The 19,998-nt window shown below is 61.8% G+C and carries 14 protein-coding genes; 5 read left to right on the top strand and 9 right to left on the bottom strand.

Going from position 1 to position 19,998, the window contains the following annotated elements; genetic code table 11:
* Positions 1–6: 6 nt before the first annotated feature.
* The 8 genes from kdpA to B5T_RS12300 all read right to left on the bottom strand — a co-directional run bounded on the left by kdpA (position 7) and on the right by B5T_RS12300 (position 7,796).
* Positions 7–1,674 carry a potassium-transporting ATPase subunit KdpA gene (kdpA, locus tag B5T_RS12330; protein ID WP_014994838.1) on the bottom strand — a complete coding sequence of 556 codons (1,668 nt, stop codon included), beginning with the start codon at positions 1,672–1,674 and terminating at the stop codon, positions 7–9.
* A 79-nt stretch (positions 1,675–1,753) separates the two neighbouring features.
* Positions 1,754–1,825: a K(+)-transporting ATPase subunit F gene (kdpF, locus tag B5T_RS23835; protein ID WP_081586961.1), complete on the bottom strand. Its 72-nt coding sequence runs from the start codon at positions 1,823–1,825 to the stop codon at positions 1,754–1,756.
* 282 nt (positions 1,826–2,107) lie between these two features.
* Positions 2,108–2,527 (bottom strand): PaaI family thioesterase, encoded by a 420-nt coding sequence (locus tag B5T_RS12325; protein ID WP_014994837.1) that lies wholly within the window; start codon positions 2,525–2,527, stop codon positions 2,108–2,110.
* Positions 2,524–3,786, bottom strand: coding sequence for an MCT family MFS transporter (locus B5T_RS12320; protein WP_014994836.1), 1,263 nt, complete (start codon positions 3,784–3,786; stop codon positions 2,524–2,526). The genes B5T_RS12325 and B5T_RS12320 overlap by 4 nt, the downstream gene beginning before the upstream one ends.
* A gap of 168 nt (positions 3,787–3,954) precedes the next feature.
* Entirely contained in the window at positions 3,955–4,383 is a 429-nt protein-coding gene (gene msrB / locus B5T_RS12315; RefSeq protein WP_014994835.1) for a peptide-methionine (R)-S-oxide reductase MsrB, read from the bottom strand.
* Between the two features lie 5 nt (positions 4,384–4,388).
* On the bottom strand, positions 4,389–5,021 hold the full coding sequence (msrA, locus tag B5T_RS12310; protein ID WP_014994834.1) for a peptide-methionine (S)-S-oxide reductase MsrA: 633 nt from the start codon (positions 5,019–5,021) through the stop codon (positions 4,389–4,391).
* Between the two features lie 74 nt (positions 5,022–5,095).
* Positions 5,096–5,746: a hypothetical protein gene (locus B5T_RS12305; RefSeq protein ID WP_014994833.1), complete on the bottom strand. Its 651-nt coding sequence runs from the start codon at positions 5,744–5,746 to the stop codon at positions 5,096–5,098.
* Between the two features lie 49 nt (positions 5,747–5,795).
* The gene (locus B5T_RS12300) at positions 5,796–7,796 is read right to left on the bottom strand and encodes a neutral/alkaline non-lysosomal ceramidase N-terminal domain-containing protein (protein WP_014994832.1); all 2,001 of its coding nucleotides are present in this window, start codon (positions 7,794–7,796) and stop codon (positions 5,796–5,798) included.
* A 288-nt stretch (positions 7,797–8,084) separates the two neighbouring features.
* Here B5T_RS12300 and B5T_RS12295 point away from each other — a divergent pair, with 288 nt between their 5' ends.
* The 3 genes from B5T_RS12295 to B5T_RS12285 all read left to right on the top strand — a co-directional run bounded on the left by B5T_RS12295 (position 8,085) and on the right by B5T_RS12285 (position 12,951).
* Positions 8,085–9,170: an OmpA family protein gene (locus B5T_RS12295; RefSeq protein ID WP_081586866.1), complete on the top strand. Its 1,086-nt coding sequence runs from the start codon at positions 8,085–8,087 to the stop codon at positions 9,168–9,170.
* Positions 9,171–9,189: 19 nt separating this feature from the next.
* Positions 9,190–10,596, top strand: coding sequence for a thrombospondin type 3 repeat-containing protein (locus B5T_RS12290; RefSeq protein WP_014994830.1), 1,407 nt, complete (start codon positions 9,190–9,192; stop codon positions 10,594–10,596).
* 285 nt (positions 10,597–10,881) lie between these two features.
* Positions 10,882–12,951 (top strand): MltF family protein, encoded by a 2,070-nt coding sequence (locus tag B5T_RS12285; RefSeq protein ID WP_148279260.1) that lies wholly within the window; start codon positions 10,882–10,884, stop codon positions 12,949–12,951.
* A gap of 213 nt (positions 12,952–13,164) precedes the next feature.
* Here the strand turns inward: B5T_RS12285 and B5T_RS12280 are convergent, their stop codons facing one another.
* Positions 13,165–14,073 (bottom strand): alpha/beta fold hydrolase, encoded by a 909-nt coding sequence (locus tag B5T_RS12280; protein ID WP_014994828.1) that lies wholly within the window; start codon positions 14,071–14,073, stop codon positions 13,165–13,167.
* Between the two features lie 110 nt (positions 14,074–14,183).
* Between B5T_RS12280 and B5T_RS12275 the strand changes: the two genes are divergently transcribed.
* Both B5T_RS12275 and hrpA read left to right on the top strand, forming a co-directional pair.
* The gene (locus B5T_RS12275; RefSeq protein ID WP_051015602.1) at positions 14,184–15,977 is read left to right on the top strand and encodes a M61 family metallopeptidase; all 1,794 of its coding nucleotides are present in this window, start codon (positions 14,184–14,186) and stop codon (positions 15,975–15,977) included.
* A 151-nt stretch (positions 15,978–16,128) separates the two neighbouring features.
* Positions 16,129–19,992, top strand: coding sequence for an ATP-dependent RNA helicase HrpA (gene hrpA / locus B5T_RS12270; RefSeq protein WP_014994826.1), 3,864 nt, complete (start codon positions 16,129–16,131; stop codon positions 19,990–19,992).
* The last annotated feature ends 6 nt before the right edge of the window (positions 19,993–19,998 follow it).

Raw genomic sequence — 19,998 nt, 5'->3', positions numbered from 1 at the left:
AACTCCTTAAAGCGCTTCGGCGATGGGGCCGAGCACCAGCGCGGGTAAAAAGCTCAGCAGGGCGAACAGTACGATGACGCCGAGGGTGAGCACGGCGAAGGTGGGGGTATCCACATTCAGCGTTCCCCGGCTTTGCGCGCTGGGACGTTTGCTCGCCAGGGAAGCGGCGATGGCCAGCGGTGCCAGCATGGGAATGAAACGGCCGCCCACCAATGCCAGGGCGCAGCTCAGATTCCACCAGACGCTGTCATCGCCCAGTCCTTCGAAGCCGGAGCCGTTGTTGGCGAAGGCGCTGGTGTATTCGTAAAGCACCTGGCTGAGGCCATGGGGACCGGGATTGCTGGTGCCGGCCCAACCGGGCACGGCCAGGGTCACCGCGGTGAGGCCGAGAATCAGGATTGGCTGCAACAGCAGGGCCAGGCTGGCGAGCTTCATTTCCCGGGTTTCCAGCGGCCGCCCGAGAAACGACGGCGCCCGGCCAATCATCAGGGAGCCGATGAACGCGGCCACGAACATGAACAGCAGATAACCGATCAGGCCAACGCCGATACCGCCGAAGGTGACGTTGAGGAACATGTTCATCAGCTCGCTCATGCCACCCAGCGGATTAAAGGAATCGTGCATACCGTTCACCGAGCCGTTGGAGGTCTGCGTGGTCCAACTGCCCCAAAGCGCGGTGAGGTCGGTGCCGAAGCGCACTTCCTTGCCTTCCATGTTGGGCCCCTGGATGCCGGCGGCGGCCACCGCCGCATTGGGCTGGCGCTCGGAAAATACGTTGAGCGAAGTGGACACCAAGGACAGAGCGAACATCACCGCCGCCACGCACCAGCCGAGCCGGCGCCGCCGGGCCATGAAGCCGAGCATGAAGACCAGGGCCATGGGGATCAGCATCAACGCGGTGGTTTCCACCAGGTTGGAAAAGAACGTGGGGTTCTCCAGTGGTACTGAACTGTTGGGACCAAACCAGCCGCCGCCGTTGGTGCCGAGCTGTTTGATCGCCACCATGGCTGCCACCGGACCCAGCGGCACGGTTTGCGTGGCACCGTCCTGCAGGGTGCTGACCTCGGCGGCGCCCTGGTAAGTGCTGGGCACGCCCTGGCTGGCGAGCAGCAGGGAGGCGATCAGCGACAATGGCAGCATCACCCACAGCACCGACCGCAGCAGGTCGCGATGGAAGTTGCCCACGGACACGGTTTCCCCGGATGGGGCTTTGCTGAACAAGGTACGCAGGATTGCCACCAGGGTCGCCAGACCCGCCGCCGGTGTTACCACTTGCAAGGTCACGATGCCGAGCGTATGGGCGAAATAGGACAACTGCGCCTGCCCGGAATAGTGTTGCTGATTGGTGTTGGTGAGGAAGGAAATCACCGTGTGCAGCGCCAGATCCCAGGACATGTTGGGAATGTGATCAGGATTCAAGGGCAGCCATTGCTGCAGGGTGAGAACAAGAAAAATAACGATCGCCAGAAGCAAATGCAGCTTGAGCAGCACGCGCGCGTAATCGCTCCAGGACATGTCGGCGTTCGGGTTGATGCCGGCCAGACGCAACAGCCCGTTTTCCACCGTGGCGATTCCGCCTGACACGGACCGTTCGCCGAAAAGCCAGCTCAGGTAACGGCCCAGAGGCCAGGCCAGGCCGAGGGTGACGAGGTAGATGAGAGCCACCTCTTTCATAGCCGTTTCTCCAATTCCAGAAAGGCGAAACACAAGCCGAGCAGAGCGGCGATGATGACGATGCCGAGCAGTATCATGATCAGAATTTCTCCGGCCAAAGCAGGGCGGCCAACAGATACGCGGCTACCCCCAGAACGATGAGTAACAACATGGAACGGATCCTTGATATCGCTGATGGAAGATGGAGAGAAGGGTAGGAGCAGGCGGCGTAAAAAATCGATTCAGAGAAAACGGAAGGAGCATAAAAAAGGCGTAAAAATCGCCTTGGAAGGGGGGGCGTCTATTGGTCTTGGAGGTATGAATTCACACTGTATTCGCTGCCAAGGCAGCTTCCCACAGAAGGCTACGAAGTCGCTGTGGGAAGCTGCCTTGGCAGCGAATACGGTGCGTGTAGGCAAGTGGGTGACGAGTTGCGATTGGGGGGAAAGACGATTCAGCCTTTCGGGTAAAGCACCATCTGCGTGCAGCGGAACAGCGCGATGACCTTGCCGCTGTCCTGGTGACGCACTTCCGCGTCCCACAATTGCGTGGTGCGGCCAAGGTGGGCCGCCTTGGCTTCGCAGGTCACCACGCCTTCGCGGGCGGTGCCGATGAAGTTGCTTTTCAATTCCACGGTGGTGAAGCTGACGGCGCCTTCCGGTAGCGAGGTCTGGCAGCCGAAACCGCAGGCGGAGTCAGCCAGGGCGATCACCGAGGCGGCATGCAGATAGCCGTTGGGGGCCAGGTGGTGGCGGGCCACGGTGAAGTGCCCGCGTATCAGGCCGGGCTCGGCGGTGTCCCATTCCAGTCCCATGTAGCCAGGCAGGAAGCCGGCTTGGCGTTGGCTGATCTGGTCGTTCTGGTTGTTGCTCATGTTTCTTTTTCCAAAGCAGGTGTTGAACAGGACGGTACGGATCGCACTTTCGGGATCCGGGTCATAATCGCGGCGGCAAGGATATTGGTGGCGATACTGGCAAGGATGGGCACCGTGTAGCTGTGGCTCAGGTCGAAGATGTAGCCGGCGGCGGTGGGGCCGATCAGGGTGCCCAGAGCGACGCTGGTGTACAGCACGCCGATAATACTGCTGATGTGGCGGCCGCCGAAATAATCCATGGCCAGAGCCGGTATCAGGGCCACGAAGCCGCCATAGAACACGCCGAACACGAAGCCGAATAACGACAGTCCCCAGAAGTCCCGGGAAAACAGCCAGATCAGGAGGGACAGTGCCATGCCCATGAACATGGCCATCAGGGTGACCTGACGGCCCCATTTGTCCGCCAGGCTGCCCAGCAGAAAACGGCCGGCGGTGCTGCCGACGCCGACGGCACCGAGCAGCAGGGCGGCGGATGCGGAATCGATACCATGATCGCGGGCATACGGCACCAGGTGCACGAACGGCACGAACAAGCCGAAGGAAGCAATCAGCCCCGCCGCGTACAGCAATAGGAACCGTTTCGAGCGGATCGCCTCGCCGACCTGCATGCCGTCGGAGACGGTGCCCGGCGGCGGGGCCGGGTCGCCATCGGGATAGAGTCCGCGGTCACGCGGGTCGTTCTGGATCAGCAGCGACAGGACCAGACCGAGCACCAGAGTGACGGCGCCGATCAGCAGGTAGCTCTGACGCCAGCCCAAGGCCTCGATCAGCAGCGCGGCGATGGGCGGCATGAACAGGGTGCCGACGCCGATGCCGCTCACCGCCAGCCCGGAAGCGAAGCCCCGGCGCCGGGAGAACCAGCGCTGTACCGCGCCCACCGCCGGCACATAGGAAAAGCCGATACCAAGTCCGACACCGAGCCCGTAGGCCAGATACACCTCCATCAGGTTGCGGGCCAGACCGGCCAGCATCAAGCCGGCGCCGGTGAACAACATGCCGATAATCGCCATGGTTCGCGAGCCCCAGCGGTCGGCAAGGGGGCCGCTGATGACGCCCAGGGCGAAATAGAGAAAACCGGCCAGGGAAAAGACCAGGGACACGGAGCCGCGCGAGGCCTCGAAATCGGTTTGCAGCGAGTCGACGAAAGCACTGAAGGTATAGGCACTGCCGAAGCCGAGGAAGGTAACGGCGAAAGCACCAGCGACCACATACCAGCCGGGAAAAAGGCGGGAAGGTGGCGTCGGGGTTGGCGTGGGCACAACGGACTCCTTTTTATTGAACTGCGGGTTATTCGACCGCGGGCCGGTTGATCAGGCCGTGTTCCATATTGGGGCAGTGTCCGTTTGGAGACAAACGGGTTTTTCTAAGGCGGGGGGCATAGAAAAACTAAACATAGAGGGGCGCGGCTCGTGAGCCGCGATTTTTTTCTATCCGACTTTGAACACCAATGACGCCGAGTTGAGGCAGTGCCGCTCGCCGGTGGGAGGCGGGCCATCGGGGAACACATGTCCCAGGTGACCGTCGCAGCGGGCGCAGCGGATCTCGGTGCGGATCATGCCGTGGCTGTGGTCTTCCAGGCGGCGGATATGGGTGTCGTCCACCGGTTGATAAAAACTCGGCCAGCCGGTGCCGGATTCGAATTTGGTGGCGGAGTGGAACAGCGGCAGGTCACACAGCTTGCAGTGGTAGACGCCGTCTTCCTTGTTGTCCAGCAGCCCGCCGCAGAACGGTGGCTCGGTGCCCTGATTGAGCAGGATGCGCTGTTCTTCCGGGGTGAGAGCGGCGGCTCGTTGCTGTTTTTCCTGATCAGTCAGCGGTGTCAGATCGTGGCCGCTGGGGGACAAATGCTCACTCATGATGTTCAGTCCGCCTCCGGGGTTTTGAGGGTGTCGGGAAAGGCCGTCCGCAGTTTCTCCACTTTCGGGTGCGCCACGTGGGTGATGTACGGCTGGGTGGGGTGACGCCGTGCGAAATCCTGGTGGTAGTCCTCCGCCGGGTAGAACATGTCCAGCGGCTCCAGGGTGGTGACAATGGGCGCGATGAAGGCGCCGGCCTGGTTGAGTTGGTGGATATAAGCGGCGGCGGCCTGACGCTCCGGCTCGCTTTGATAAAAGATGGCGGAGCGGTATTGCGGGCCGCGGTCGTTGCCCTGCCGGTCCTTTTGCGTGGGGTCATGGGCCACGGCAAAGAACAGTTTGAGTAATTCGCCGTAACGGATCACGGCCGGGTCGTAGCGGATTTCGATGGCTTCGGCGTGGCCGGTGCGGCCGGTGCAAACCGCTTCGTAGTTGGCGTGTTCGGCGTCGCCACCGGCGTAGCCGGAGATCACCGAATTAACCCCGTCCAATTGCAAAAACACCGCTTCGGTGCACCAGAAACAGCCGCCGGCGAGGATCGCGCGACCCGGGTCCTGATCCCGTGGCAGATCATCGGCGGGATCGGGGAAGCGTTCCGGGTGCAGGGCCAGACTGGTTCCGGGAATGACTGCGCTCATTGCGGGACTCCTCATTCGCATCGTCGCGTTCGCATCTTCTCGTTGGCATCTTCGTGGCGGACCGGCTCCAACGCTTATTTGGGGATCAGGCCGCGATCCGTCAATACCTCATGCAGAGCGCGGCACTGACTGCGTGCGATGGCTTTACGGTTATTGGCTTCATGGGTGCGCGCCACGCCGGTCCACAAAGGGCGGCCGCTTTTGTCGAAAAATTCCGCTTCATAACTTTGTTCCGCGTCCGGCTCCTTGGACTTTTCCAGTTTGCCGCCGATACCAATCTGCCAGGTGGGTTCCTGGCGCATGTCACTGTTCATCGGATTGAGATCCCGGGACTCGGTCATGCGCGGCGGCGACAGCAACAGAGCCGTCAGATCGACGACCAGGGCACGGTCGTAGGGTTGATCGCGCAGCCAGCGCAACAAGGCCTGTTTGCCGCCGTCTTCATACCACACCGGTCGCACCTGATGGGCCAGATGCACGGCCAGGGCATTGCTTTGGAAAATCGGCTGGCACACTTCTTCCCAGACGCGGCGGGTGGCCGGTTCCGGGCTTTGTGCCACCAGCAGCAACGAACGCGCCGGGGAGGCGCCTTCGTTATTGCTGTGGCGGGTGGTGATTTCGGTGGTGCTGGCGCAACCGGTCAGGATCAGCGCGGCGGTGGGTGCGGCGATCCAGCGCCGGGCGTGGAAGAGAAAACGTGACAATCGGGACCGAGGGAAACTCACCGAACACTCTCCTATGGGCGCGTATCAAGATAACGTCAGTGTAGCCGCTTCAGAAGATCGGGGACACCAGACGTGGCGCCGCACCGGCGAGAATGTGAAGGGCTCTGTCACCGGAATGGCCGGGTTTGGGCGGCGTGTACCAGCGCACTTCATAGAGCGCGCCGCCCAGGCCCTGATCCTCCACCAGCAACAGCTGCAGGTCGCCGCTGTCGTCGTCCACCAACACCTTGCCGCTGGCCTCATCCACCACCGCCATCAGCGGCTGGTGCAGTGGCAGCGCCGCCGCGGGTTCACCGCGAAAACGCCAGCGCCAGTAGGGCTCATGAGTGGTGTCGCCCTCGCTATAACGGGCCTCGCCCTGCCATTGCCGGGACCAGGTGCGCTCAGGCGGTGGCTCGGGCCAGTAACGATGACTGCGCAGTACGAACGTGGCGTGGCCCGGATGCTGATTCTGATTGCCTTTCTGGAACAGGTCGTCGCTGAGCCGGGCGCTTTGGGCACTGAGGAAATCCACGGTGTGGGGACCGTAAAGCGTGTGCCCGCCCTCGTAATACTGGGCTCCGTATTCCTCTTCCGTGGTGGCGTAGCCAAAGTAGCCGTTGGCCAGGCTGCTGATCACCACGCTCCAGTCCGGATCCGGCAGTGTCGCGCTGACCGCGGCGCGGATCCGGTTGCCACTTTCCAGGGTGATTTCCCAGGGCAGGGCCACCAGCACCAGATCGTTGACTCGCAGCACCTGGAACAGGGCCCGGTGAGGGTAGCGGGCCGGTGCCAGAGCCAGTTGCAGCTTGGACAGCATCCATTGCTTCACGCCCTGGCAGCCATCGGTGAATACGGTGCGCGGCCAACCTTCCTTCAGGTAGGGCAAATAGGAAATCGGAAACACTTCATCGCCGTTGGCGGCACCGGCCACGGCGGCGCCGACGACCGGGCGCTCACACAGGCCGTGGCGCTGCTCTTCGTCGAGCGTGAGCAGGTCCAGTTCCCGGCTCGCCACCGCGGTGTGCAGGTCGTCCCGCAGCTCATTGCCCAGGCGTTGGAACAGGGCGTTGGCCTGCCCCCCCAGGGCGGTGCCGATTCGGCGTGCCTCGCGGTCACCGCGCAACCCCGCCGTCCAGGCGGGATTGTTGTCGCCGTGGGTGGCCTGGACGGTGCCGTGCACGAAGCGCCAGGGCAACGGCTTCCCGGCGGGTTCGATGCCTTGCGCCAGCCAGTGCCAGACGTCGGCATGGTAGGGACGGGTAAAGGCGGGGATGGCGGTGCCGTGGATGGAGAACAGAGTCAGGGCGCCGGCCGGATAATAGCGGCCATCATCGGCCATCAGGTCGATACGCAGCTGGCTCATGCGCGGGTTTACCGCCTCCAATGCCCGTTCTTCGGTCCATTGTTGTTCCGGGAGCCGGTGATTGCGGGCCCAGGCCCCCAGGGAGCGATTGCGGGTCAGTCCCCACACCTCGCTTTGCCCGCTGGCGAAACGGGCCGGCCGGCGCGCGCGATAGGCCTCGATTACCGCCTGGCTGATGCGCTCGGCGAGAAAGTCGAACAGCACCGGGTCAAAGCCGGGGCTTTGACTGCCAAACACATTGTAGAAGTCACTGCCCAGGTATTGGCCGGGCCCGGAATGGGTATGAGTGACCAGCAGACTGAGGGCGTGGGCGGGAATGTCGGTGGTGGTGGCGATCCGTTCCGCCACCGCGTACTGGAGCGGCAGCGAACCGGCCCCCAGGTCCAGTTGCACCAGGGCCATGGGCGTCTGACCGGCGCCATGCAGATAGAAGGCCCGGGCTTTCAGGCGGGTGCGGAAGCCATTGGCGCCGCGGGCCCAGGCGGAATAGCCGAACTTGGGCAGGCCGATGGCCGGGGTGATGTCCACTTCGGCCACGCCGGCCAGGTTGCCGTTCTGGATGGTGGCGGGCCTCGGTGCCGGGATGTCAAAGCTCAAGGTGGTGGTGGGATAGAACAGAAATGGCCAGGCAGCGTGCAGCAGCCCACCGATAGCGATCAGCAGCACCAGCAGTAATAGCCGGGGCCAGGTGAAAAGGCGGCGCAAAAGGCGGAGTGTCATGGCGCGGGAAGGTGATGAAACCGCATCGGCGTAATTATCATTTTTTTGGCACGAAGGTCCAAAATATACTCGCAACTTACTTTTAAGGCAATCGATCGGGCGGGCAGCGTACATAACGACACAAACCGATACGATTTCGTGGTGTTGTGAAATGGATCAGAGAAACTCTCAACACTATTCCAACCGGTTTTCACCGGATCCCTGTTTTTTTTAAAGCCCACAGTTATTCCAATGATTGCACTGTAACCCGTTGACACCCGAGGGGGAAAGACGATGAGAGCAATCTGGAAGCTGTCCACGCTAGGTATGGCTGTAGCGCTTGCCAGCCATGTGGCTGTGGCTCAGGAACGCGAGTACGTGGAACAGGCAAAACCCAATCAATACATCGGTGGCATGGCGCATTATATCGATGTCGAGGACGACTGGCAGGCCGGTGACCGCGGGGCGGGCGGTACCATCTTCTATGGCCGCAAGTTGCACGATCACGTTTGGTGGGAATCCGAGGCCGGCGTTTATGGTATTGAGTCCAATATCAAAAACGGACAGGACTTCTACCAGTATCCGGTGACCACCGGTCTGTCCTTCACTCTGGGAGACCGGACCGGCTTCACCCCTTATCTGGTGATGGCGGTTGGTGGGATCTACAACGATGTCTACATCGACGATGATGACGGTTGGGATTTTCACGCCAACGCCGGTCTGGGCGCGGTGACCGGGCCGCTGTTCAATAACGGTCTGAAAGTCCGTGCCGAAGCCCGCTATCTGTATAACGATTTCGACGGTACCGGTGACTCCGCCGGCGACGGCGGTTTCGGTGATTACCGCTATTCCCTGGGTCTGGAAGTGCCCATGGGTTACACCAAGGTGGTGGAAAAAACCCGGGTGGAAACCAAGCAGGTGGCGGTACAGCAGCCGGTGATCGACTCCGACGGCGATGGCGTGCCGGATAACCTGGATCAGTGTCCGGATACCATGCCGGGCGCGAAGGTGGACGGCAAAGGCTGTCTGCTGGTGAACCAGACCGTTACCTTCAACAACATCAACTTCGAGTTCGATTCCGCTGAGCTCACCGCCTCTTCCCGTCCGCTGGTATCACGCATTGCCCGCTCGCTGACCGCGGAAAACAACAACATTCGCGTGGAAGTGGCCGGCCATACCGACAGTGTTGGCTCCGCCCAATATAACGAAGGCCTGTCTCAACGCCGCGCCGATTCCGTACGTAATTACCTGGTTCGCGAAGGTGTGGACAGTAGCCGAGTTACGGCTCGCGGCTACGGTGAAAGCCAGCCCATTGCCGACAATGACTCCGCGTCCGGTCGCGCTATGAACCGCCGCGTTGAATTCCATGTGACTGAGTAGTAATAGGAGGGACCTTAAAATGTCACGTTTGAAAACGATCAGCCTGTTGTTGCTGGTGGCCGTGCTCGGCCTCGGCGGCCTGTATGGCTGTAAGGCCAGCGGCGGCGGCGGCGGAGGAGGTGATCCCACCCCCAACGTCCAGGACGACGATAATGACGGTATCCCCAATAATGAGGATAACTGTCCCAACATGCCGAACCACGAGCAAGGCGACATTGACCAGGATGGCATCGGCGATGTCTGTGACGATGACCGTGACGGGGATGAACACGATAACGACCAGGACAACTGTCCTTGGGAGTACAACCCCGATCAGGTGGACACCGACAACGATGGACTGGGTGATGCCTGTGACACGGATAACGACAGTGACGGTGACGGCTTCGATGACGGCGAGGACAACTGCCCGAACACGCCCAACCCGACCCAGTCGGACATCGACGGTGATGGCATCGGCGACGCCTGCGATGACGACATCGACGGCGACGGCATTCCCAATGGGGAAGACAACTGCCCCTACGTGGCCAACCACGATCAACTGGACACCGACGGTGATGGCGTAGGCGATGCCTGCACCGATGACAAGGATGGGGACGGGGTTGTGAACGAGCAGGACAACTGCCCGATTGTGCCCAATCCGGACCAGGCGGATATGGACCAGGATGGTTTCGGTGATGTCTGTGACGATGACCGCGACGGTGACGGTGTGGAAAACGGTCACGACGACTGCCCGGATGAAGCCGGTCCCGCCAGCAATAACGGTTGTCCGGTGGATAACCCCATCGACACCGATGAAGACGGCATTCCTGATGACGTGGACAACTGCCCGTTGATCCCCAACGCGGATCAGGCGGATGCGGACGGCGACGGTATCGGTGATGTTTGCGATGACGACGGCTTCACCTGTAGTGAACTGTCCAACTATCAGCCGTTGCTGGCCGATGATGGTTATCAGGCCGCGGATTCTGCAAGCGGGATTTGTCTGCTCTGCAACGTGATGAATCTGGACAACATGATCGATGGCCAGGATGACACCTACGCGACCATGAGCATTCCCTTGAATGTGGCGGGTAGCCTGGAAGCGAAAGTGGTGGGAACAACGCCGATCGTTGGTACCAATCGAGCCGGTTTCGTGATCTCCATACCCGAAGCGATTTTGCGCCTGGATCTGCTGCAAAACAGCTCGATTCGATTCTATAAGGGAGACTTGGAGGTGGGCTCTGCCAATGTTGATGGTGATGTCCTGCAATTGGATCTTCTCGGGCTGTTAATTCAGGGCGATGAGCGGTTCCTGTCCGCGGAAGTGGATAACACTCTGGAGTTCGATAGCATCGGGATCCGTTATGGCGCCTTGGTAGGGTCGAATATCCTTGGCGGTGGCATGCGGGTGCATCGGGCCTGCGTGGGTGTTGATCCCAATCTCTAATCCATAACTTTGTCCTTTTGGATGAACCTTCAGGGGCGCGAAAGCGCCCCTTTTTTGTTTCCTTACATCGTAAAACTCAATAATACTATTCTCACCGTCCGAGCAGGGGCATTCCTTTACTCGAGCTCACCCGCCCGGTACCGGTGGCCTAGGCGATTCTCCAAAAGTAAAATTCTTGGTTATCTTCCCTGCGTGGTGTGATTCGTATCTCGGCATCGGTGATACTGCTTCGCTTAAGAGTAGATAGACATCCCTGGGTGGGGTGAACGGTGGTGGGAGAGTGGGATGCACCGAGCAGGGCACGTATGGATTTGGCTGTGGCTTTGTTTGCTGGGGTTGACGGCTTGTTCTGATTCCACGGATGGTCCTTTTCGCAATTACACCGAAACTGGTGACCTGGCGGATATTCGTGAGCACGGCGTATTGCGGCTGCTGGCACCGCGTTTCGATGCCGAGGAGGAATTCGTCTGGGAGGGTGTGCCCACCAGCGAATACCGTCGCGAAGCGGAGGCCCTGGCCGAATCATTGGGGTTGAAGCCGCGATGGGTGTACGCGGATGATTTCGCCGAATTGTCGGTGATGCTCAACGCCGGGCAGGCGGACCTGATCGTTACCCATTACAGTCGTACCGACCGGCGTCGCGAGCGGCTGTCGTTCTGCACCCCTCTGGCCGTGGTGCGGGAAATATTGGTGCTGCCGACGGATCGGGTCGGCACGGCACTGGCGGACCTGGGGCCGCTCACCATTGCCGCGCCGCGCGGCACCGCCTATCTGGAAACCGCTCAGAATCTGGCCCATCGCTACGACAACGTTGAAGTGGACAGAGTCAGCGGAGAATTGTCCGAGGACGAGTTGCTGCGCGGCATAATCCGTGGCCAGTATGATGCGGTGATCATGGATGAGCCGTTGTTCAAGGCCTTGTCCATTGATTATCCACAGCTGCGCGCCGGGCCGGTGGTGCAGCCGCGCCGGGCGATTGCCTGGGCGGTGCGCAAAAGCAACCCGGACCTGCGTGAAGCGGTGAACCGTTACATCGTCGCGCATCGTATCAAGGCGTCACAACAGGACCATGAGCGGCGTGACTGGCCCGCTATCCTGAATAGCGGCGTGCTGCGGGTGATCACCTCGAACAACCCGGCCAGTTACTTCATGTGGCGTGGCGAGCTGATGGGATTTGACTACGACCTGATCCGCGACTTCGCCCAGCGTTATGACCTGCGTCTGAGCATGATAGTGCGTGACAGCCCGACGCGGATGCTGGCTGCTCTGGAAAACGGGGAGGGGGATGTGATCGCCGCTTCCATGAGTGTCACGCCGGCGCGGCACGGGAAGGGGTGGCATTACTCCGAGCCTTATCTGGAGGTGCGCGAACAAATCGTCGGGGCGGCTTCTGCGTCGCCCTTCGAGGATCTGTCGGCGCTTGCCGGACGAACGGTGACAGTGGCCGCCGGCAGCGCCTTCGTGGAAACCTTGCGCGCGTTACAGAACGACGGCATCAGCGTGGAAATCGAAGTGCGTCAGAACGTGTCCACCGAAATATTGATGGACCGGGTGGCAAGAGGAGAGCTGGATCTGACCATGGCCGACAGTCATCTGGTGGCCATGGAGCAGGGCTACCGGGATGATCTGAAAGTGCTGTGGACCCTGCGACAACCCCGACAGATCGCCTGGGGGGTGCGGGAGAATCAACCGCAACTGCGCCATCAATTGAACGACTATATTAAACGGGTGCGCGACGGACAGTTCTACCGTGCCACTTTTGATCGTTATTTCCAGACGGAGCCCGCACTTTTGTCGCACTCCGCGGAAAGGGTGGAGCCGGGCAAGCCGATCTCGCCCTACGATGATCTGGTGCGCGAGCAAGCGCTCAAGCATGGTTTCGACTGGCTGATGATCACCGCCCAGATGTACCAGGAAAGCCATTTTGATCCGCGCACCCGTTCGTTTTCCGGCGCCGAAGGGCTGATGCAGATCATGCCGTTGACCGCGCGCCAGCTGGGCTATGAGAACCTGACCGACCCGGCCCAGGGCATCGGTGCCGGCGTCGCTTACCTGGACTGGCTGGAGGGCCGTTTCCCGGCCCGTTTGGATCTGGCGGAAAAAACCTACTTCGGACTGGCCGCCTACAACGCCGGGTTTGGCCATGTGGAAGACGCGCGCCGTCTGGCCCAACGGCTTGGCAAGGATCCCGACCGCTGGTTTGGCAATGTGGAGGAGGCCATGGCGCTGCTGTCCCACCCTCGCTACGCCCGCCAGGCGCGTTACGGTTATGTGCGGGGCCAGGAAACCGTGCAATACGTCCGCGACATCCGCGCTCGCTACCTGGGGTATTTGAGCGCAACAGAAAAACAGTGAGGCGAGTTGACAGTTGATAGTGGACAGTTGACAGCGCAAAAACCGAAAAACGAAAACAGATAATCTTTAGCCGCTGTGGGAGCTTGCTTGCAAGCGAATATTGCTCGACGCCTGAGCGAACCCCATTCGCTTGCAGGCAAGCTCCCACAGATAACACATGGGTCGGTTTTTTGCTTTCGCTGTCAACTGTCCACTATCAACTGTCAACTGTTTTCAAAGATTGGCCAGCCACTGCAGCAGCGTCTGACGCACTTCCGGGGCGCAGTAGTCGTTGAGGATTTCGTGCCGGCCGGAGGGGCAGTCGAGTCGTTCCAGGTGCTGATGGCGGCGCTTCAGGATTTGTTCCAGGCGGTCCATGCCCTTGCCTTTATTGCTCATCGGGTCCTGACGACCACCCAGCAGCAATATCGGCAGCAGGGAAGGCAGACGCGCCAGCTGCTCGCTGGATTGGACTTGCGCCAGCGCCGAGATCAGTGCCAGCCAGGTGCCGGTGGTGCATTCGAAGCCGCAGGCGGGATCGGCGATGTAAGCGTCCACCTGATCCTGGTCGGTGCTGAGCCAGTCGAACTCGGTGCGAGCATCGGCGATGCTGGCGGCCCAGGTCTCGAAGGTCATCTTGTGCACCAGCGGACTGTGACCGCGAACGCCGTGGCGGCGGCGCTGCCAGCCCATCAATAGCGTCATGGCGCGGTAAAACCAGGGGGAATGGCTGTCACTGCCACACAGTACCAGGCCGCCCAATTGCTCCGCGGCCTGTTCGGCGGCGGCCAGGGCCAGGAACGAGCCCATGCTGTGCCCGCCCAACACCAGTGGCCCCCGGTCCGGCTTTACCTGCTCCAGTACTTGCAGAATATCACCGATGACCTTGTCCCAGCCGTCCTCATCGGCGAAGTGCCCCTGGGGCGCGTTGTCGTCGATGCTGGTGCCATGACCGCGATGGTCCGGGCAATACAGATTCCAGCCGTGCTCACTCAGGGTTTCTCCCAGAGCGTCGTAGCGGCCGCCATGTTCCGCCATGCCGTGCAGCCAGACCAGCGTGCCAGCGGCATCCTGCGCCGGCCAGTGATGGACCCCGATAACATGATTGTCGGTGGCGGTGATGGACAACAGCTGTTTGGACATGGCGACCCCCTGTGAGTGGCACGAACATGCGGCATCCCTTTGGTTTCGTCAAGACGGGCCTGTATCATGAGGTTTTCCCGCCGTCCTTGTTTCGCTATTCGGGAGCCACCTTGATTCGTTATCAGATTTGTCCGGTCCATCCGCAGGCCCATATTTTTGAGATCACCCTGACCGTGGACCGGCCGACGCCGGAAGGCCAGGCCTTTACCATGCCGTCGTGGATTCCCGGCAGTTATATGATCCGCGATTTCGCCCGGCACGTGGTGTCGCTGGACGCCCGGGCCGGAGACCGGCCGCTGGCGGTGGCCAAGATCGACAAGCAGACCTGGCAATTGCCGCCGGTGGACGGTCCGGTGACCGTGACGTACCGGGTTTATGCCTGGGATCTGTCGGTGCGCGGTGCCCATCTGGATACCACCCACGGCTACTTCAACGGCCCCTGCGTGTTCCTGGCGGCCATGGGACACGAGGATCAGCCCTGCGAAGTGACCATTCTGGCGCCGGCGGGAGCGGAGTTCGCCACCTGGCGCCTGGCCACGGGCATGCCGCGGCTAGCCGGCGCGGAGCTGGATTTCGGTGTGTTCCAGGCGGACAACTATGACGCGCTGATCGACTATCCGGTGGAGATGGGGCATTTCGAACACGCCCGCTTCGAGGCCTGCGGCGTGCCCCATGATGTGGTGCTCACCGGCCGTTTCCGCGTTGATCTGGAGCGTCTGTGCCGAGACCTGAAGCCGATCTGCGAGCACCATATCAAGCTGTTCGGTGAACCGGCGCCGGTGGACCGGTATCTGTTCATGACCCTGGTCACCGACGGTTATGGCGGTCTTGAGCATCGCAACTCCACCAGTCTGATGAGTCCGCGCGGTGATTTGCCCATGCCCACCGACGGGCCTCGCCAGGTGCGCGACGGTTACCGCGGCTACCTGGGGCTGTGCAGCCACGAATACTTCCACACCTGGAACATCAAGCGGATCAAACCGGAGGCGTTCACGCCTTTTGATCTGAGCCAGGAGGTGCATACCGAATTGCTGTGGGCGTTCGAGGGCATCACCAGTTACTACGATGATCTGGCTCTGGCGCGCACCGGGCTGATTTCACCGGAGAGCTATCTGGAATTGATCGGCCAGACCCTGACCCGGGTGCAGCGCGGGCAGGGGCGGCTCAAGCAGACCGTGACCGAGTCCAGTTTCGATGCCTGGACACGCTTCTATAAGCAGGACGAGAACGCGCCCAACGCCATCGTCAGTTATTACGCCAAGGGCTCGTTGGTGGCCCTGGCGCTGGATTTGACCCTGCGCGAGCGCAGTGATGAACAGGTGACGCTGGATCATCTGATGCATGCGTTATGGCAACGCTACGGCGAAGACAGCGGCGGCGTGCCCGAGCAGGGCATTCAGGCCTTGGCCGAGGAACTGCTGGGCGAGAGCCTGGATGCGTTCTTCCAACTGGCGCTGTACAGCACCGGGGATCTGCCTCTGGCGCCGTTGTTGGCGGCGCGCGGGGTGGTGTTGCATTGGCGGCCCGCCGCTGGTCATGGCGACAACGGCGGCAAACCGGCCAAGGGCCCGGCGCCGGTGCATCTTGGCCTGCGTGCCGCCGCCGATCCGCTCGGCGCGCGGGTGCAGGTGGTGTACGAACAAGGCGCGGCGATGGCCGCCGGGCTTTCCGCCGGTGATGTGATCATCGCCGTGGGTGGCATCAAAATCGATGCCGCCGGTCTGGACAGCCGTTTGCAGGGTTACCAGGAAGGCGAGGTCGTGGAGGTGCACGTGTTCCGCCGCGACGAACTGCTGCGCTTCCGTGTCACCCTGGCGCCGTCGGAAGCCTCCACCGCGTACCTGACCCTGGCCCAGGGCGGGCTCACCGACAAGGGCCGGGCGTGGCTGCTGAATAGCAATTGACAGTTGATAGTTGACAGTTGACAGCGGAAAAAAGGTGATCTTTAGCCGCTGTAGGAGCTTGCCTTGCAAGCGAATGGGGCCTCGACTGTGAAACACCAGCGGTCCTTTTCATACCGAAAAGGACCGCGATCTCTCTCCGAATTCGTGAATTATGACTGACCTTTCCCTGAAGGATTTACAGCGTCGTCTTGATGAGGTGCGCGGCGCCGATCGCGGCCGTTTGCGCAAGCGCCTGGAAGGCTTGCGCCGCCGTCCCAATGACGCGACGCGGGCCAAGCTGGCGGCGGCGATCGAGACCTCGGTGGCGGAGCGTCAACGGCGTGCCTCGTTGGTGTCCGAATTGCGCTGGCCGGACCTGCCGGTGGTGCATCACCGTGAGGAACTGGCCGAGGCGATTGGTGATCATCAGGTGGTGGTGGTGGCCGGCGAAACCGGTTCCGGCAAGACCACCCAACTGCCGAAAATCTGTCTGCAACTGGGGCGAGGCGTGGACGGCTACATCGGCCATACGCAACCCCGTCGCCTGGCGGCCCGGTCCGTGGCCGCGCGTTTGGCCGAGGAACTCGATACCCGGGTGGGCGGGCTGGTCGGCTACAAGGTCCGGTTCGCCGAACAGGTTGGCGCGGACAGTCTGATCAAACTGATGACCGACGGCATGCTGCTCAGCGAGATTCAGCATGACCGGCAACTGCGCCAGTACGACACGCTGATCATCGATGAGGCCCATGAACGCAGCCTCAATATCGATTTCCTGCTCGGCTATCTGAAGCAACTGCTGCCGCGCCGCCCGGATCTGAAGGTGATCATCACCTCGGCCACCATCGACCATCGCCGTTTCGCCAATCATTTCAATGGCGCGCCGGTGTTCGAGGTGTCCGGCCGCACCTATCCGGTGGATATTCGATACTGCCCGCCGGAAGGAGAACGGGAACTGGGCTGGCAGGTGGAAGAGGTGCTGCGGCGGATCGACAGCGAGGAGCGCCGGGACGGCCGCCCGGTGGCTCGCGACGTGCTGGTGTTTCTCAGCGGCGAACGGGAAATCCGCGATGTGCACCATCACCTCAAGCGTTGCGATTTCCGTGACACTGAACTGCTGCCGTTATACGCCCGCCTGAGCGCCGCCGAGCAGCAACGGGTGTTTTCGTCGCACCGTGGCCGCCGCATCGTACTGAGCACCAATGTGGCGGAAACCTCGCTGACGGTGCCGGGCATTCGCTATGTGATCGATGCCGGCACCGCGCGCATCAGCCGGTACAGCGTGCATTCCAAGGTCCAGCGTCTGCCGGTGGAACCGGTATCCCAGGCCAGTGCCGACCAGCGTTCCGGCCGCAGCGGGCGGATCATGCCGGGCATCGCCTACCGCTTGTACAGCGAGGACGATTTCATCAACCGCCCGGCGTTCACCGACCCGGAAATCCAGCGCACTAACCTGGCCGCGGTGATCTTGCAGATGGCGGATCTGGGGCTGGGCCGGGTGGAGGACTTCCCGTTCATGGAGCCGCCGGATGGCCGCTTCATCCGCGACGGCTATCGCCTGCTGGAAGAACTGGGCGCGCTGGGCGGCGAGCGCCGGCTCACCACTCTGGGCAAACAGTTGGCCCGTTTTCCGCTGGACCCGACGCTGGCGCGCATGCTGGTGGCGGCGGCGGAGAAACAGGCGTTGCGCGAGGTGCTGCCGATCGTCGCCGCGCTGGCGGTGCAGGATCCGCGCGAGCGTCCACGCGAAAAACAACAGCAAGCGGATCAGGCTCACCAGCCGTTCCAGGATAAGGAATCGGATTTCCTCTGGTTTTGGAATCTCTGGCAGTGGGCGGAACAGCAGCGCGAGGAACTCAGCCGTGGCCAGTTCGAGAAACGGCTCAAGAAAACCTTTTTGGCGCCGTCACGGATGCGCGAGTGGCGGGACACGCACCGCCAATTGCTGCTGCTGGCGAAACAGGAAGGCTGGGCTCTCAATGACAGCCCGGCGGAATACGAAGCGATTCACCGGTCCTTGCTCTGTGGCTTGCTCGGCAACGTGATGATGCGAGGCGAGGAGGGCGAGTGGCTCTCCACCCGCAACCGCAAACCACTGGTCTGGCCGGGTTCGGCACTGAGCAAAGCCGCCGGCAAGAAGAACGGCGCGCGCTGGCTGATGGCGGCGGAGCAAGTGGAAACCAGCCGCCTGTTCGCCCGTTGCGTGGCCAGAGTGGAACCGGATTGGATCGAGGCGGAAGCCGGCCATCTGGTGAAGCGTCAGTATTATGAACCGCACTGGTCAAAACGGCGCGGCTGCGTGATGGCACGGGAGCAAGTCAACCTGTTCGGGCTGATTCTGGCCTCCGGCCGCCGGGTGCATTACGGGCCGATGGAGCCGGAGCTGGCGCGGGAATTGATGATCCGTGAAGGGCTGGTGGCCGGTCAGCTCAGCCGTGAGCCGGCTTTCGTCAAGACCAACCGGGAACGCTTGGAAGCGCTGGAGGAGATGGAGCACAAACTGCGCCGCCGTGACATTCTCGCCGACGAGCAGACGCGCTTCGAGTTCTATCATCAACGGTTGCCGGAATCGCTTCATACCCTCACGCATCTGGAGACCTGGTATCGCAAGCACGCTTCGGAAGCGGAACGTCAGGCCCTGATCATGGGGGACGACGTGCTGCTCTCCCGCACGCCGCAATGGCAGCGTGACGCTTTCCCCGACGAATTGGTGGTGGAGGCCATGCATCTGCCGCTGGAATACAGTTTCGACCCCACCGGGCAGCGTGATGGCGTCACACTGGTGGTGCCGCTGGCGGCGTTGAATCAGATTCCGGAAGAACGGCTGGCGTGGCTGGTACCGGGGTTGTTGCAGGAGAAGCTGGAAGCGCTGCTGCGCGGTCTGCCGAAAGCGCGTCGCCGGCATTTCGTGCCGGTGCCGGATTACGTCAACGCGCTGATGGAAGCGTTGACGCCGGATCAGCCGCTACTGCCGGCGATGACCCGGGAATTGCAGCGTATGACCGGGGTGCGGGTGGAGCAGGAAGAATGGCGCGAGGATCAGTTGCCGGATTATTTGCGCATGAATTTGCGTGTGATGGACGGCGACCAAGTGGTGGTGGAAGGCCGCGATCCGGCGGATTTGCGCCAGCGCTTGCGCGGGCGGACGCCGACGCAAGGCGAAGTGATCGAGGAGACACCCGCGCCGGAAAGCCGTGAATGGGATTTCGGCGAGGTGCCGGAATGCGATGAGCGGCAACGCGGCGGTATCGTGCTACGCCGTTACCCGGGGCTGCGGGATCTGGAAGATCGGGTGCGGCTGGACTTTTTCGATGACGCCGAGGAAGCTGCCTGGCGCCATGGTCATGGCTGTGCCCGCCTGGCATTGTTGCGCCTGCCGGATCAGCTCCGGTCTCTGAAACGGCAGGCCGGCGCGACGATTGGCTGGCAAAAACTGAAAAGTGAAAAAAGTGCCATGGCGCGGCAGGCGCTGGAACACGTATTGTTGCGGACCGCCGCGGACCATTTCCGCTTTCATGCCGAGCCGGTCCGCGATCAGAGCGCGTTTCGCCACCGCCTGGACTCCGGCCGTGGCGACTTTGTACCGGCGGCGGAACGCGCCGTTCGCCATTGGGGCGAGGTGTTCGCCTGCTATCGTGGCATCATGGCGCGGCTGGAAAAGGGCTTCCCTCTGGCCTGGGCCCATGCCCACCGGGATTTGAAGACGCAGCTTTCGGCGTTGTTTGAAACGGATTTTCTGCTGTCCGTGCCTGGCGAGTGGCTGTCGGAGTACCCGCGTTATCTGAGCGCTATCGAGCAGCGTCTGGACAAAATGGGCGGGCAGCTGGGGCGTGACCGGGCGCAGGTGGCGGAATTGGAGGCATTCTGGGAAAAGTTCAGCCGCCGGGCCGGGGAAACGCCGCACTGGCGCCTGCCTGAGCCGCTGGCGCTGTTCCGCTGGATGCTGGAGGAATACCGGGTCAGCCTGTTCGCGCAGCCGCTGGGGACCCGTATGTCGGTGTCGGCCAAGCGTTTGAACCGGCAGTGGGAAGCTTGCTGAGTCGCC

This window comes from Alloalcanivorax dieselolei B5, assembly GCF_000300005.1.
Taxonomy (GTDB): domain Bacteria; phylum Pseudomonadota; class Gammaproteobacteria; order Pseudomonadales; family Alcanivoracaceae; genus Alloalcanivorax; species Alloalcanivorax dieselolei.
This window is presented reverse-complemented; position numbering and strand designations above follow the sequence as displayed.

Coding starts and splice junctions, on each gene's coding strand:
- kdpA (WP_014994838.1), bottom strand. CDS start 1,674: ATGAAAGAGGTGGCTCTCATCTACCTCGTCACCCTCGGCCTGGCCTGG.
- B5T_RS12325 (WP_014994837.1), bottom strand. CDS start 2,527: ATGAGCAACAACCAGAACGACCAGATCAGCCAACGCCAAGCCGGCTTC.
- msrB (WP_014994835.1), bottom strand. CDS start 4,383: ATGAGTGAGCATTTGTCCCCCAGCGGCCACGATCTGACACCGCTGACT.
- msrA (WP_014994834.1), bottom strand. CDS start 5,021: ATGAGCGCAGTCATTCCCGGAACCAGTCTGGCCCTGCACCCGGAACGC.
- B5T_RS12295 (WP_081586866.1), top strand. CDS start 8,085: ATGAGAGCAATCTGGAAGCTGTCCACGCTAGGTATGGCTGTAGCGCTT.
- B5T_RS12290 (WP_014994830.1), top strand. CDS start 9,190: ATGTCACGTTTGAAAACGATCAGCCTGTTGTTGCTGGTGGCCGTGCTC.
- B5T_RS12285 (WP_148279260.1), top strand. CDS start 10,882: ATGCACCGAGCAGGGCACGTATGGATTTGGCTGTGGCTTTGTTTGCTG.
- B5T_RS12280 (WP_014994828.1), bottom strand. CDS start 14,073: ATGTCCAAACAGCTGTTGTCCATCACCGCCACCGACAATCATGTTATC.
- hrpA (WP_014994826.1), top strand. CDS start 16,129: ATGACTGACCTTTCCCTGAAGGATTTACAGCGTCGTCTTGATGAGGTG.